Below are 15,901 nucleotides of genomic sequence, written 5' to 3' on the forward strand. Positions count from 1 at the left end.
CTGAGAATGCGGAGTCTCGCAAATCGCGATACTCCGCAGTACCTCTCTTAGTTGGATGCTATTCCGCGCTGGCTAATCAAATAGGTCGCAAAACTTCCCAACCAATGACTCCCCATATAATGTAGGTCGCCCATCACAACAGGAAGGCTGGCAGCTTTATGAGCCTCTGCAGCAGCAACTACAGCGGCACGCCTTGCATCGGATTGTGGCAGTGCACTAGCAATCCCCTCTAACATCCAAGCACGACTTAAATTAAGGCCGTCCAAGTGGGCCAATTTCCCGTCACTGCGATCCGTTACTCGAGCGACCGGCATCCAGTCTGCACTGTTATCTTTTGGTAATGAAGGGAAAAATTCAGCTAGCCACTTAGTATATTCGGCTTGACTCATAACCCTACGCATTAAATCAGCTTCCGCCAAACAAGGCGAAAGGAAATCTTGTCCAGAGGGCTCGTAAGCCAGCGGGCAGTTTACATCCTTTAGGTAATAGTCTTTGATTCTTGAACTCAGTAAGTTTTCGAAATCTTTATCTTTCGCTTCGCGAGCCCAGTCCAGCATTAGGCCAAAGGCAAAAGCGGTTTGACTGTGCTCACCCACACGGATTGGGTAAGCCAACTTTGGCAACCAAGCAGAAACGTTCTCAACGATCTTTCTCTCTAAAGGCAATAAACGCTGCAACCACTCTTTCGCCTGAGGGTCATTCCATTGGCGAAGCTCTGTCGTTAATTGTAAAAACCAAGCCAAGCCATAAGGGCGCTCAAAACTCGTGCCGGAATTGGGGCGATTAAAATAGGCGAGTTCACCCACTAGATTGCTTGGTTTAAAACTCTGCTCTAATTGCTCCCGAATCGCTTTAGCATCTAGTTGATCGCCAGCTTTATGCAACATGCGCACTAGCAACCAATGGCCATGAACAGAAGAATGCCAATCTAAGCAACCAAAGAAAGTCGGATATAATTCTTTGGGGCTGCGCACATCCTGCGGGCCAAGAAAATAGTGTTTAACCACATTAGGGAATTCTTTGTGAATACAGCTGGAGGCAAGGCTGGCCATGGCTTCTGCCTGCTTATCATTAAAAAGCTGCTCGGCTTGAGCCGCAAAGCTAGTCATTGAAGTAATCGCCAAGATCAAAGATTGCTTTTTACACCAGGATATAACTGCCATTTTCATCGCCTCATTCGGATACAGCCAGAATTATATGACTGCATCGCAGCCTTTAACACTAAATAAACGAATGATAAGCGATAAAACTCAACGATTTACGTCAACCGAGACGATGCGGTTTTGATCAGCCAGAAAACTAGCAAGTTGTTCGAAGTTAAGGGGTTTGCTGAACATATAACCCTGATATTGTTTACAACCTAAGCGTTTAAGCGAATCATATTGTTGCTGACACTCGACTCCTTCAGCAACAACCTGCTTATTGAGAGCATTCGCCATGGCCATAATGGCATCGACAATAGCCGATTGTTGGTCACTTTTTCCCAGCTCATCGATAAAGCTTTTATCAATTTTAATAGTATCAATCGGGAATTTGTTTAAATAACCCAAGGAGCAATAGCCGGTACCAAAATCATCAATGGATATTGAAAAACCGGCATCAGCTAGTTGATAAAGCACGTCAAAGTGACCATCACTATCTTTAGCCAAAATGTTTTCAGTAACCTCTATATTGAACTGCTCGACCCTCAAACCATAAGACTCGATAATTTTTCGCCAGCGCTGTACAGGGTTGCCTCGTTTGGCCAGCTCGATAGGTGAACGATTGGTGCATAACATAAAGTTATCAATACCAAGCTGTTGCAACTGAAAGCCAGCAAAACAAGCCTTTTCCAATATAACATCATCTAAATCTGAGATAAGATTAAATTCTTCCGCTACAGGAATGAATACATCAGGTGAAATGTGTTCACTTTCGTGCTTCCAGCGCGCTAAAACTTCCAACTTTATTTGTTCGGGACAGTTTTCATTTTTTATCCATTGGAAACAAACATCAACATCTCGATTTATAATAGCTTCTTGTAGTGCATTTTTAATAGCAAGCTTCTCTTCTACAGCCCTATGCATATCAGAAGTAAAGAATTGATATTGATCACGACCTAGATTTTTAGCACTGTACATAGCCTGATCTGCATGAGCGATCAATTGCTCACGATCTAACCCATCATCAGGATATAAAGCCACACCAAGACTACTTGTCACAAAAACACGATTAGATTGCAGGGTAAAAGGCTCGTGCATTGTTTTTACTATTTGATCTAGTACAACAATCGCATCGGCAACTTTTTCTATCGGATCAATAATAAAAGTAAACTCGTCGCCGCCAAATCTCGCGATGGTATCGCTTGCCCGCAGTGCGCGCTTTAAGCGAAAGGAAACTTCCGCCAACAGCACATCGCCCCAAGAGTGCCCAAGACTATCATTGATAGACTTAAACATATCGATATCCATAAAGACTACAGCGAATTTTTTGTTTTTTCTTTTAGATAGACGAATCGCTTGGTCTAATCTATCGTTAAACAATTGCCGATTCGGCAAACCGGTTAAGCTGTCATAGTTGGCTTGCAAATGAATAGTTTTTTCAGCGTGCTTTTTGCTGGTGATGTCACTGAGAACCGCAATATAGTTCTCGATATAACCGCGGCTATTTTTACTGGTCGTGATTTGCACTTGCACCGTATAGTAAACACCATCCTTTCTACGACCGTTGATTTCACCCACCCAACTACCAACAGTCTCCATTGACTCGGTAATGGTGTATAGCAGTTGCTTATTACGCCCCAAAAATTCGGTGGAATGAATGTCCTTGTTAATTAACTCGTCATGATCAAAGCCACTGATTCTTTCATAAGCACGATTTACCAAACGAATTTTCATGTCAGGATCAAAGATTACAATCGCTTCATCTAAGCTACTAAAGACCTGATTGGCTACGCTTAGCTGACGCATATTTTCTACAACCACAAGTTCTCTTGAGACTAAACCTGAAAAAAGGTTAAACATGAGCTCGGATTGCTTTAAATCGGGAATGCCACCAGAGAATAGAGCGACTAAAATGCCAATTACTTCATTATCAGCATTTTTTAAAGGTGTCCCTAAATAGCTGTTTATACCCATATCCACCAACATTTCATCGTCGGGGAAATGCCTCTGCACATCACCATTATAGGTACAAACTAAGTTTCCAGAGCTTGCCACTTGGCAACAGGGAGTATTCTCTAGATCATACTCAAAGTTATCTACGTCACTACTTGGGCTATATACACTTAAGGTTTCGGACTTATTTTCTTCATTATCAATACGCGCAATAAATACCATATCCGCATTTAATGCATGCGCTAGCGCTTTAACTATAGAAGGGAAGAATTCCTGATCGCCAGGGGATACGGACTGCAATATATCTTTAACCGTATGTTGTGACATGGGAAAACTCTATAACTCAGGCAATCGCTATTGTAGATACCATGACTCAAGCTAGTGTTTAATTCAGGTCGCTTGATAAATTCAATTAAGCCACGGTAGATTGTCAGAAAGTATAGGCTATGTCGCCCAAATCACCCACACTTTTTAATGATATTGGTCAATAAGGACAAAAAACCCCGCTGCTTCATGCGCCAAAATCTGATGAAGTGCAGCAGGGCTTAAGTGTAGAAAGATTTAAGCGTCTTTTACCTGGCGTTCCATTTCCTTAACCGAGGTATGGCGAACATCTAAGCCTTTTACCAAATACACAATATGCTCAGCAATATTTCGAGCGTGATCACCGATACGCTCTAAAGAGCGTAAAGCCCAAATGATATTCATTACGCGACCAATTGAGCGAGGATCTTCCATCATATAAGTCACTAATTCTCGCATAGCTGACTTATACTCACGATCAACGGCTTTATCGTCACGAGCAACTTTTACCGCTGCATCAACATCAAAACGCGCAAAAGCATCTAAAGTTGAATTCACCATCTTTTCAACAATGTCACCAATATGGCGAAGCTCTACATAACCGTGAGGGGCCTGACCTTCCTCATTCAGCGCAATCGCCATTTTGGCGATTTTCTGGGCTTCGTCACCCATGCGCTCAAGGTCACGGGTCGCTTTGGAAACCGCCAAGACCATACGTAGATCTGAAGCTGCTGGTTGGCGTCGAGCTAAAACTGTTGTGCAGTTTTCGTCTAGACGCACTTCTCGCATATCAACATCGTCTTCAATGACCATAACCTTTTCAGCTAACTCACTGTCGGCTTGTTCGATAGCCGTTACAGCATCGATAATTTGCTGCTGTACAACACCACCCATTTCCAACAGCTGAGTCTTCAACTCTTCTAGGTCAGCGTTAAATTGACCAGAAATATGCTGGTCTAAGTTTAGATTATCCATCGTTTAAGCTCCTATATCTTAGCTCAACCAGCAATTAACCAAATCGACCAGTGATGTAAGCTTCGGTCAGTTCATGTTCTGGGTTAGTAAACACCTTTTCAGTGTCGTTTACTTCGATCAACTTACCTAAGTGAAAGTAAGCAGTGCGATTAGATACTCGTGCAGCCTGCTGCATAGAGTGAGTAACGATGGCAATAGTAAAGTTTTCACTCAACTCAGCAATCAACTCTTCAATCTTAGCCGTTGCAATTGGATCAAGCGCGGAGCAAGGCTCATCCATCAAGATCACTTCTGGGCTAACGGCGATTGTACGTGCAATACATAAACGTTGCTGCTGACCACCAGAAAGGCCGGTACCCGGTGCCTGCAAGCGATCCTTAACCTCATCCCACAAGCTGGCTTTGCGTAAACTCGTTTCAACGATTTCATCCAACTCGGCTTTGCGGCTAGTTAAGCCATGAATGCGAGGGCCGTAAGCTACGTTATCGTAAATAGACTTAGGAAATGGATTTGGTTTCTGAAAGACCATACCCACACGAGCGCGCAGTGGTACAACATCCAACTTAGGATCGTAGATATCTTGGCCTTCAAGCGTTAAGGAGCCTTCAACCTTACAGATATCAATGGTGTCATTCATGCGGTTCAAGCAGCGTAAAAAAGTAGACTTACCACAGCCGGATGGGCCAATCATGGCGACGACTTCATTTTTACCAATATCCAAGCCAACGTTAAAGATGGCCTGCTTCTCGGCATAATAAACATTCACATCGCGCATGGACATCTTAGCGTTTTCAACAAATGGGGTACCTACCGTACCTTGGACATCATCTACGCTAGGCTGCGCTATAACTTCTTCTTTCATAGTCTTTAACTTGCTTTCTTCCGCTTGCGCGGCGTTATCTACACTTGCAGTGGCTTCCATAGTATCACCTGTATTCATTCTTTGCTGTAAGGCCGGGATTACCAGCGGCGCTCCAGACGTTTACGCAACCAGACTGCCAGGGCATTCATAATGATTAGGAAGCCAAGCAGCACCATAATAGCAGCCGAGGTACGCTCAACAAACGCGCGCTCAGGGCTGTCAGACCACAAGAAAATCTGTACCGGCAATACAGTTGCCGGATCGGCTACCCCGCCAGGGATATCCACAATAAAGGCCACCATACCAATCATCAGTAGCGGTGCCGTTTCACCTAAAGCCTGGGCCAGACCAATAATGGCGCCAGTCAACATACCCGGCATTGCCAATGGCAATACATGGTGTAGGATCATTTGCATTTTAGAAGCGCCAATACCCAAAGCCGCTTCACGAATTGAAGGGGGTACAGCTTTGATCGCGGCGCGACTTGAGATGATGATAGTCGGTAAGGTCATCAAAGTAAGCACCATGCCACCCACCAAAGGCAGTGAGCGCTGCATGCCAAACATACCAATAAAGATCGCCACACCTAGCAAACCAAAGATGATTGAAGGAACGGCTGCAAGGTTGTTGATGTTAACTTCAATTAAGTCTGTCCACTTATTCTTTGGTGCGTACTCTTCCAAATAAACCGCCGCAGCTACACCAATTGGGAAGGACAAAATTAGCGTTACGAACATGGTGAACAAAGAACCCATGATGGCACCACGAATACCTGCCTGTTCAGGCTCGCGGGAATCACCATTGGTGAAGAAGACAGTGTTAAAACGAGTTTCAACTTCATCATTATCGATTAAGCTTTTCACCCAGCCTTGAGCCTGCTCGTCTACACGGCCAGTGAACACTTTGCCATCTTTTGAGGCTGATTTAATGTAGGTATCGATATCATCGTCAGCTATCAGCCAAATGGTTTGCTTTGTGTTTAAAATTGAAGGATCGGCTTCCAACATTTTGCGTAAATCAAAGCCACTACCATTACTCACCAATCTATACAGCTTACGCTTATCACGACGACCACTTACATCAGGAAAGCGCTCTCGCAGTGCTTTTTTAACCACACCCATATAGTTCGCGCCAGCTATTTGGTTCGGGTCACTTGGGTCGCTGATATCTAGGGTGTCAGCATCCAAGTTCACTTCTAACTGGATATAGCTCTGCACGAAAGCGGTGTAACCTTTACCAATAATATCGGTAAACAAAAACACCAAACAAAGCAAACCGAAGCCAATTGAAGCAATACCGTAAGCCTTAAAACGCTTCTCAGCTCGATAGCGCTTGGCTAGGTTCTTGTTCACCAAATCGATGGTGTTCATTTTTTCTGTTGAGTTCATTGTGTTATTCACTCTTTAGCAAGTCAGTAGGACAATCGAGCCGACGCTTAGTCGTACTGCTCGCGATATTTTTTCACTACGTGAAGGGCAAGGAAGTTCAAGCCCAAAGTCACGATAAAGAGCATTAAGCCCAGGGCAAATGCCGCCAGTGTTTTCGGACTATCAAATTCCTGATCACCAACCAACAAGGTAACAATTTGCACTGTCACAGTAGTTACCGGCTCAAGCGGATTCGCAGTTAAATTAGCCGCCAAGCTCGCCGCCATCACTACAATCATGGTTTCACCGATCGCGCGCGAAACCGCCAGCAAAATACCACCGACAATACCCGGCAAGGCTGCTGGGATTACTACCTGGCGAATAGTTTCTGATTGTGTAGATCCAAGACCGAGAGAACCATCACGCAAAGATTGCGGTACTGCATTGATCACATCGTCCGATAAAGACGATACAAAAGGAATAATCATGATGCCCATGACTAAACCTGCAGCAAGAGCACTTTCTGAAGAAACGCTAAGCCCCAAAACACCACCGGTATCGCGAATCATTGGGGCAACGGTTAATGCTGCGAAGAAACCGTAAACAACCGTTGGAATACCAGCCAAGATCTCTAAGGCCGGTTTTACCCATGAACGAACCCTAGAACTGGCATATTCTGAAAGATAAATTGCCGCCATCAAACCCGCCGGCACCGCTACGATCATAGCGATTAAGGAAATCAGCATGGTACCAACAAATAGCGGAATTGCACCGAAGGCACCCGAGCCACCCACTTGGTCGGCGCGAATCGCCATCTGTGGGCTCCACTCGGAACCAAAGACAAAGTCGGTAATAGGAATCATGCTGAAGAATCGAATCGATTCAAATAGAACCGAAAGCACAATACCGACTGTTGTTAAAATCGCTAAGCAGGAGCAGCCCAAAAGAATAATTTTAAAAGCATTTTCTACTTGGTTGCGTGCTTTAAGCTGAGGCTGAATGCGAGTCCAACCCCACAAACCTGTCATAACTGCGACAAGTAGTGCCACACCAGTTAAGGCGTAACCACTGGTTTTTTGCAAACGCTCTAAAGTTGCAATCGCGTTTTGAATATAAGGCTCTGCATTCGCTCCCATACCGGAAGCTGCCATATTCTCGATAGTATTAATGCGCAAACTTAGTTCAGTTGACTCTAAGTTACGAATTTCTTCTGGTAGAGATTGGATAAGTAGCTGATGGATAATTAAATCATCAAAAATAATCCAAGCCCCCAAAACCGCCAAACTTGGAATACCACACCACAACAGGGTAAGCATGCCATAGTAAGAAGGCAGGGAGTTTAAGGCGCGCACACCGCCAGCGTTAGAAGCTTGAGCAAGCGAGCGACCGCGCCCTAGCATAAATGCGCCAGCCATTAGCAGTGCTAAAAAGGCAAATAATGTTGAGGTGTCCATATCACCGAGTCTCTGCAATCGTTGGTTCGGGTACTTTCAGATTTAGACTCTTGGACTACAGTGCATCCTTGCACACCAAAAGCCTAAATCGAAAAGCACCCATTTCTTTTTATTTACCCAAAAGTTATTCACTATATAACTTCAAGGTTTAGGGTAGAAACGAATAGCCCAGCACTAGGCTGGGCTATCGATTCGCTGCTTTCCGAACCGAATTACATGCTTAGGTTCTTCAAGTTTTTAACATCAGCAGCAACCTGAGAGCGCTTAGAATCACCTAGTGGGATCATGCCTTTCTCAGTTAGGTAACCTTCTTCACCGAAAGCTTTTTCGCTGGTGAATTCAGCCAAGTACTCTTTCATACCTGGGATTACACCGATGTGAGCTTTCTTAACGTAGAAGTAAAGCGGACGAGATACTGGGTAAGAACCGTCAGCAATAGATTCGAAAGTAGGCTGCTTGCCGTCAACCAAAGAACCTTGGATCATGTCAGAGTTCTGGTCTAGGAAAGAGAAACCGAAGATACCCAAAGCGTTTTTGTTAGCGTTTAGCTTTTGAACGATTAGGTTATCGTTTTCACCGGCTTCGATGTAAGGACCGTCTTCACGAACGCTGTGACAGATAGCCTTGTACTTCTTCTTCATGGCTTTAGCTTCAGCTTTCTGGCCAGCTTTCTTCAATTTTTTGGACTGAGACTTAATGTCTTTGATCCAGCCAAACTTCTTACAACCACCTTCCATTGCCAATTCGGCGAAAGCGTCACGAGTACCAGAAGTTGGTGGAGGACCTAGAACTTCAATTGCGCGAGCTGGAAGCGCTGGGTTTACGTCTTTCCAAGTTTTGTATGGGTTATCAACCAAGTTCTCAGAACCGTCTGGGTTTGGAACTTGCTTAGCCAAAGCCAAGAATAGATCACGACGAGTTAGCTTCATGGTTTCAGCTGCTTTAGCGTTACCAATTACGATGCCGTCATAACCGATTAGAACTTCAACGATGTCTTTAACGCCGTTAGAAGCACATAGATCAACTTCAGAAGACTTGATGCGACGAGAAGCGTTAGTTACGTCTGGGTGCTGAGTACCAACGCCCTGACAGAACAACTTCAAACCACCGCCAGAACCAGTAGATTCGATTTTAGGAGTTTTGAACTGGGTAGACTTACCGAAACGCTCAGCAACAACAGTTGCGAACGGGTATACAGTTGAAGAACCTACTACAGTGATGTAATCACGGGCAGCAGAAGCTACTTGAGTACCAGCCAGTGCTGCAGCAGCCAGTGTTGCGGTCATGAGAGTCTTTTTCACGTTATCCTCCTGAGGATCGTGTTTTTCTAGTCGAAGCGCTGTTTGCTGTATGCGCGCTATGTTAATGAACTGGCTACTGAGCCGAATGTTCAATCAAGGGCGATACTAGATTTAACGGGTGACAATTCTATGAATGAAATATGACAGAAGTGTTACAAAGCTGGCGTTTAAATATACAAGTACACAAATTGTATGTTGTTGCTTTTTGAGACCCTATATATAGTTGCTGAGGCCATATTGCAGTAGTATTACATTAGTTACCCATAATGTAGGACGAATGAACATTCGCTAAGGAGAGCTAACTTGTCGACCCTCAAAAGGATCATATTCACCAGCCTTTGTCTAATTTTCAGCCAATTCGCGTTGGCGCTAAGCCCAGTGCCACCTGCCGTGGTAGTGCAATCGGATATTGTGTATGGCCGAGCTGAAACTGAAAATGGTTCTAAACAATTGCTTTTGGATCTATATACCCCTGGTGTTGACGACCCCAGCTTGCCAATTGAAAAGCGCCCCGCAGTCATTCTGATACATGGAGGGTCATTTCAGACCGGCAGCAAGGAAGATCCGACCTTAGTCAACATGGCCCGCGACTTGGTGTTAAAAGGATATGTAGCAGCCGTTATCAATTATCGCCTGCAGGGGGATAAGCCTATCCCCTCAGACCGCGTCTCTCACCTTCCCACCCAAAGCGGAGTGGCCATTCCCTTAGAACAACAGATTGCGGCACAAGCAGCGCTAGACGACAGCATCACGGCTTTTGAGTGGCTAATTAGCCAAGAAGACTTTTACAAAATTTCTGATATTGGAATCATCGGAAGCTCCGCTGGCGCGATTACAGCCATTAATCTCGCTTACATCAGCGACGACTTTAGTATCAAGCTGCCAGATAGAAATCGAATCAGCTTTGTTGTCGATTACTGGGGCGGCGCCCTGTTGCCTTTGAACAATTCAACGCAAGCTGTCCAAAGCGTAGATAAAGGCGAAGCTCCATTATTTATAGTGCACGGCAGCAACGACATTATTGTTTCCTTCAATTACTCGGTGCTACTAGACCAACGAGCGGAGGAAGTGGGGCTTGATTATCAATATCATGTTATCGATGGTGGGGGGCACGGTTTTGTTGCCATCGATCCTTTTACAGTAACGCTTGAGAGTGGTTCAACAATTGCCGAAACGATGTACGACTGGATCGATAACGTTTCCCAACACAGCTTTTCTCCCAAAAGCATGGGCAGCTGGTATGAGCCGGCCAGCAGTGGGCAGGGGATGCTAATAGACCTAGATGATGTGAGCAAACAGCTGTTTGTTGCTTGGTTTACCTATAACGACCAAGCTGGCAGTGATAATGGTCAAATTCCGGGAGCGGAACAACGCTGGTTTACAGCCCAAGGAAAATACTCGGGCCGCAAAGCAGTTTTGGACTTATACCAGTCTCGCAACGGCCGCTTTGATGCCACTAATACTGTAGACACCAATAAGGTCGGTACATTAGAGCTCAATCTAGAAAGCTGTAAGAAAGGCACCGCCCTATACGATATGCCGAGCTTAGGCTTGAGCGGAGAGATTGAGCTACAGCGCTTGCTAACGAATAGCAGTTGCCAATAGCTGAATAAATCAGAGTCGAATGGGTCGGGTACGGCCCTTATCATCTATGGCTACGTAAACAAATTCACCCTCGGTAACTTTGCTGCACTCACCACTCTCAACATCAGTCAACCAAACATCCACCAAGGTGCGAATCGAAGAACGGCCAACCTCTAAGGCTTCCGAGTAGCAACTCACCGTGGCACCAACTGGCACAGGACGTAGGAAGGCCATGCTGCCCACAGCTACCGTAGTGCAACGTCCTTTGGCGATTTGCTGAGCCAAAATCGCCCCAGCCAAATCCATTTGAGACATTAGCCAACCGGCAAAAACATCTCCATTTGGGTTGGTGGCCGCAGGCATCGTTAGAGTTTGCAGGGTTAATTTGCCCGTTGGGGTTGGTTCTTCGTCCAAGGAACTCATCGCTATGTAAACCTTATCTAATTCTTTTAAATATTATCAAATGTGCTTGCTCGTTCGCGCTCTGGCATTAATCAGTCTTTGGCGTTTAAGGCCTCAGGCAAATAAGTCGCCAGCTCTGGCCACAGGGCCAAGGCGCAAAGCAGCGCCAATTGCAGCATAATAAATGGAATAACGCCACGATAAATTTCCGCCGTACGCACTTCCTCTGGCGCCACCCCTCGCAAGTAAAACAAGGCAAAGCCAAAGGGCGGCGTTAAGAACGATGTTTGCAGATTGATCGCAATCATCACCCCCAGCCATACCGGGTCCACCCCCATGGCCAATAAAACCGGGCCGATAATAGGCACCACTACAAAAGTGATTTCGATAAAGTCGAGGATAAAGCCCAGCAAGAAGATCAACACCATCACAATCAATACAGCTAGTGCGACATTACCACCCAACCCAGAGAACCACTGTTCAATCAGCTCCTCGCCACCAAAGCCTCTAAACACCAAAGAGAAAATCGAAGCACCGATCAAAATGGTGAATACCATGGCGGTAACTAAAGTGGTCGAGTGGCACACCTCCGCCAAGCGACTCCAGTTCAGTTGCCCTTTAAAATACGCTAAGCAAGTAGCACCTAGGGCACCAACGGCCGCAGCTTCGGTAGGTGTTGCTATGCCCGAAATAATTGAGCCCAGCACCAAAACAATCAATAACACCGGTGGCGCTAAACTTAAAAGAACCTCGCGACGATCTACGTCTTCAGTCTCTTCTGGAACGGGCGCTATTTCCGGATTTAGTTTGGCGCTGACAAACACGTATAAAAGATACATCACCACCAAGATCAGCCCAGGTATCAGCGCACCGACAAACAAGTCTCCCACAGAAACCGGCTTAGGGTTAAATACTCCAGCGCTCAACTGAGCTTTCTGATAAGCCGTTGACAGCGTATCACCCAATAAAACCAAAGCGATTGACGGCGGAATAATTTGGCCAAGGGTGCCTGTCGCACAAATTGTACCGGTGGAAAAACTAGGGCTATAACCACGCTTAAGCATGGTGGGTAAGCTCATTAAGCCCATGGTTACCACCGTTGCACCTACAATACCGGTGCTGGCCGCTAGCAACATCCCCACAATCACTACGGCAATGCCCAAGCCCCCGGGCAAACTACCACTAAGCTTGGCCATATTTTCCAATAGCTCTTCAGCGAGGCGAGATTTTTCCAGCATCACTCCCATCAAAACAAATAAGGGCACAGCAATCAGAGTGATATTACTCATGGTGCCAAACAGGCGATCCGGCATTGTGAGTAGAAGATTGGCATCAAAATGGCCAGCAAGGATCCCAGCTGAGGCGAATATCAGTGCAACGCCCGCAAGCGTAAAGGCAACTGGGTAACCCGCCATCAAAGCAAGGCAAACCGCGGCGAACATGAATAGGGGAATTAGCTCAAGCATGGTCCACCTCGCCATCCTGCTCAGAGTGTGGATTCATCAAAGTCGCTAAGGCGTGGCAACACTCCGCTATCGCCTGCATTGCCAATAGGGCTGCAGCTAAAGGCAGTAGGGTTTTCAACAGATAAACAAAAGGTAACCCGCTGGGATCTCTAGAAGTTTCTTTTACTGCCCATGATTGCTCTACGTAATCCAAGCTGGTGAAGAAAATCAAACCGCACATTGGCAACAAAAAGACAATACTGCCAATAGCGTCAACCCAAGCTTTTTGGCGACGATTAAAGTTGCGATAAAAAACATCCACTCTAACCTGGCCCGAATGATTTAATGCGTAGGCGGCCCCCAAAAGAAAAACCGTAGCATGCATATAAGTAACGCTATCTTGCAATGCTGTAGCGCCCACCTCAAAGACATATCGCAGCACCACGACAATACAGCTGATCACTACCATGATGATAGTCAGCCAAGAAACGCTGCGACCGATAAAATCAGAAACGCTATCCAACAAATCTGCCAGATAGGCACAAACCCGAATGGCCAAGGGCATAAGCTACCTTTGTTTTTTATTGCTATTGTTGTTTAAGAGCACTCGAGCTTAAAACTCGGATTACCTTGCTACATAGCATTATAACCAGTAATAGCCTTGAAGATAGAGACAATGGGAAAGCCTTAGGAGCAGATTAACGAGGAAACGGATGACAAGGGGCTGCAATAGCTTGTGACGAACTATCACAGCCCAGCTTCCAATGCGTTAAAGCGCCAATACTTCGAATATTGTGACGATATTCTAAGTCCAGTCCTTGGATACTTAAGTACTAGCTAACACTAAGTCAGTGCTGTGTGCCGGCAAAACACGGATTTAGTATAGAGCCTCATAACTTAAGGTAGTACTACAGATAACTGTAGTTGAGCCGAAGTAGTTGAGCCGAAATAGCTTGATGCAGAGCAAATTGAGCCCTGCGAATTAAATGATTCGCAGGGCGCTAGCCTTATAAATAGCCTGAGGAAGATTCTCTGCTTTCAGCTTTTTTCGAATGTTACGGGAAAAAATATTGATATTATCAATCCCGGTATTTCGAATATCGGCGATCTGCTTTAGCTCCAGCCCTTTGGAAATAAGGCTAAGAACCTCAAGTTCACTGTCGGTTAGTTGTGGAAACTGTAAACGACCTGGGCCTGAGAGCTCTTGATAAATATTGTGGTATTCGGTGATTCGCGCAAAAACCCGGCACAACAACTCTATTTGTTTTTGTTTTGGCAATACTCGCTTTTCAAACTCATCCGGGTCCATCCCTGTTGCACTCAGCCCAATAGCCGCAAAAACAGCTGGGTGAGTATTCGGAAGGGGAATCGTTAAGCCATGCTTCACACCATATTTCACTTGGAACTTGGCCATTTTTTGCGCACCCGGCGAATCGAACTCCTTAGCTTTTTCTTCACCCCAAATTAGAGTTTCAGTTTTATGGGCTCCCCACTGAACTTCTTCATCGTGCTCAAAAACATCGGCTTGAGAGTAAAACTCTAAAAACTCAGGGGGGTGATTAGATAGGGTTCCAAAGGTGGTTTCTATTCGATCACAGCGGCCAACCCCCATACCGTAAAAGATATGACGAATACCAAACTCTTGCAGTTTGGTGGCCAACAACTCAAAACACTCTTTAAAACTTTTGGCAGCCCAAAGGACTCCCATAAACTCAATATTCTCCGCAGAGAAAATTTCCTGGCTTTCCATGCAATCTCAATCTAACTATCTAGCTCAGCAATAAAACCGCCTTATTGCTACTAATAAGCATTCTAGTTTGGAGAGGTTTTAAGCGCCAGCAGAAAAATTAGAAAGTGAGTACTACGCCACTGTCTTAGACAACAGCAGCAGCCAGCCCATTGAATAGACGCGACCAACGGTAGCAAAGCGAGGGCAGCTTAATCTCATCTGCCCGCAAGAGTTTTAATTTGCTTGGTAATAAGCCTGTTCGGAAATATCGTGATATTGCGCCGCCTGATCGGCAAATTCGCGATAGTTTTTATACACCTTGGCGAAAAAAGGATCTTTTTCTGCAAACTCACCGTACATTTCATCGGCGTGTTTACGAAGTTCAGCAAGCACTTCTTTGGGCAATTGTTTCAACTGTACGCCATGCTCGTTGATTAAGGTTTTCAAAGCGGCATTGTTGCGAGCCGTGTATTCATCCAACATATCTTGGTTAATGGCTCTAGCGGTAGTTTCTACAATCGATTGTAAGTCAGCCGGTAGAGATTCAAATGCTTCTTTATTAACCAAAAGCTCTAAAGTCGGGCCTGGCTCATGCCAACCTGGGTAGTAATAGTATTTAGCTACTTGGTGAAAACCCAAGGCCAAATCATTGTATGGGCCCACCCATTCGGTGGCATCAATAACGCCAGTTTGCAGTGCGGTGTACAGCTCCCCCCCCGGAATGTTTACTGCAACACCTCCTGCGCGGTTCCAAACCTCCCCAGCTAAACCAGGAATACGCATTTTTGTGCCTTTAATATCGGAGATATTATTAATTTCCTTGTTGAACCAGCCCGCCATTTGCACACCCGTGTTGCCAGCGGGGAAAGGCATAAGATTAAATGGAGCATACGCTTCACGATATAGCTCCAAACCTCCACCATAAAATAACCAACCGTTCATTTCCTGGGCGTTCATACCAAAAGGCACAGAGGTAAAAAATGGTGACGCCGGAATCTTACCCTTCCAGTAATAGCCCGCACCGTGCCCCATTTCTACACTGCCTGAGGAAACAGCATCGAAAACCCCAAGTGCCGGCACCAGGTCACCAGCTCCATATACTTTAACCTTCAAACGGCCAGCGCTGGACTGTTCGACAATGCGAGCAAAATTCTCTGCAGCTAAGCCCAAGCCCGGTAAGCCTTTAGGCCAGGTCGTCACCATTCTCCACTCATAGTGCTTTTGATGGCTAGCAGTGGTAGCTTGCTGCTGAGGTGTTTGATCAGATTTTTTTATAACAAGCTGCGAGATAGCCGCAACTAAAGCTAGCAGCAGAAGAATGATGATCAGCGGGGACCAATACACATTTTTAGTCATTTGAAAGGCGCTATGTCGTTATCGTTTG

The 15,901-nt window shown here is 45.5% G+C and carries 13 protein-coding genes; 1 reads left to right on the plus strand and 12 read right to left on the minus strand.

Annotated elements, in window-relative coordinates:
- Nucleotides 1-47 precede the first annotated feature (47 nt).
- From Q1A08_RS05250 to Q1A08_RS05280, 7 genes are all read right to left on the minus strand, one after another.
- Nucleotides 48-1,163 (minus strand): DUF2891 domain-containing protein, encoded by a 1,116-nt coding sequence (locus Q1A08_RS05250; RefSeq protein WP_299770525.1) that lies wholly within the window; start codon nt 1,161-1,163, stop codon nt 48-50.
- Between the two features lie 87 nt (nt 1,164-1,250).
- Nucleotides 1,251-3,422 carry an EAL domain-containing protein gene (locus Q1A08_RS05255; protein ID WP_299770527.1) on the minus strand — a complete coding sequence of 724 codons (2,172 nt, stop codon included), beginning with the start codon at nt 3,420-3,422 and terminating at the stop codon, nt 1,251-1,253.
- Nucleotides 3,423-3,656: 234 nt separating this feature from the next.
- On the minus strand, nt 3,657-4,373 hold the full coding sequence (gene phoU / locus Q1A08_RS05260; protein WP_299770530.1) for a phosphate signaling complex protein PhoU: 717 nt from the start codon (nt 4,371-4,373) through the stop codon (nt 3,657-3,659).
- 34 nt (nt 4,374-4,407) lie between these two features.
- A complete protein-coding gene (pstB, locus tag Q1A08_RS05265; protein WP_363323498.1) occupies nt 4,408-5,154 on the minus strand; it encodes a phosphate ABC transporter ATP-binding protein PstB in 747 nt (248 codons plus the stop codon).
- A 179-nt stretch (nt 5,155-5,333) separates the two neighbouring features.
- Entirely contained in the window at nt 5,334-6,623 is a 1,290-nt protein-coding gene (pstA, locus tag Q1A08_RS05270) for a phosphate ABC transporter permease PstA (protein WP_299770532.1), read from the minus strand.
- Between the two features lie 47 nt (nt 6,624-6,670).
- Nucleotides 6,671-8,056, minus strand: coding sequence for a phosphate ABC transporter permease subunit PstC (pstC, locus tag Q1A08_RS05275; RefSeq protein ID WP_299770534.1), 1,386 nt, complete (start codon nt 8,054-8,056; stop codon nt 6,671-6,673).
- Nucleotides 8,057-8,268: 212 nt separating this feature from the next.
- On the minus strand, nt 8,269-9,342 hold the full coding sequence (locus Q1A08_RS05280; protein WP_299771105.1) for a PstS family phosphate ABC transporter substrate-binding protein: 1,074 nt from the start codon (nt 9,340-9,342) through the stop codon (nt 8,269-8,271).
- A gap of 318 nt (nt 9,343-9,660) precedes the next feature.
- Between Q1A08_RS05280 and Q1A08_RS05285 the strand changes: the two genes are divergently transcribed.
- The gene (locus Q1A08_RS05285) at nt 9,661-10,962 is read left to right on the plus strand and encodes an alpha/beta hydrolase (protein ID WP_299770536.1); all 1,302 of its coding nucleotides are present in this window, start codon (nt 9,661-9,663) and stop codon (nt 10,960-10,962) included.
- A 9-nt stretch (nt 10,963-10,971) separates the two neighbouring features.
- Here the strand turns inward: Q1A08_RS05285 and Q1A08_RS05290 are convergent, their stop codons facing one another.
- The 5 genes from Q1A08_RS05290 to dctP form a co-directional block, all read right to left on the minus strand.
- A complete protein-coding gene (locus tag Q1A08_RS05290; RefSeq protein ID WP_299770538.1) occupies nt 10,972-11,364 on the minus strand; it encodes an acyl-CoA thioesterase in 393 nt (130 codons plus the stop codon).
- A gap of 71 nt (nt 11,365-11,435) precedes the next feature.
- A complete protein-coding gene (locus tag Q1A08_RS05295; RefSeq protein ID WP_299770540.1) occupies nt 11,436-12,809 on the minus strand; it encodes a TRAP transporter large permease subunit in 1,374 nt (457 codons plus the stop codon).
- Nucleotides 12,802-13,353, minus strand: coding sequence for a TRAP transporter small permease subunit (locus tag Q1A08_RS05300; RefSeq protein ID WP_299770542.1), 552 nt, complete (start codon nt 13,351-13,353; stop codon nt 12,802-12,804). Before Q1A08_RS05300 ends, Q1A08_RS05295 begins: the two co-directional genes overlap by 8 nt.
- Before the next feature lie 417 nt (nt 13,354-13,770).
- Nucleotides 13,771-14,538, minus strand: a complete 768-nt coding sequence (locus Q1A08_RS05305) for an autoinducer binding domain-containing protein (RefSeq protein WP_299770544.1) — start codon at nt 14,536-14,538, stop codon at nt 13,771-13,773.
- A gap of 213 nt (nt 14,539-14,751) precedes the next feature.
- The gene (dctP, locus tag Q1A08_RS05310) at nt 14,752-15,873 is read right to left on the minus strand and encodes a TRAP transporter substrate-binding protein DctP (RefSeq protein WP_299770546.1); all 1,122 of its coding nucleotides are present in this window, start codon (nt 15,871-15,873) and stop codon (nt 14,752-14,754) included.
- Nucleotides 15,874-15,901 lie beyond the last annotated feature (28 nt).

Origin of the sequence: uncultured Pseudoteredinibacter sp., from assembly GCF_947500695.1 — a bacterium.
Taxonomy (GTDB): Bacteria; Pseudomonadota; Gammaproteobacteria; order Pseudomonadales; family Cellvibrionaceae; genus Pseudoteredinibacter.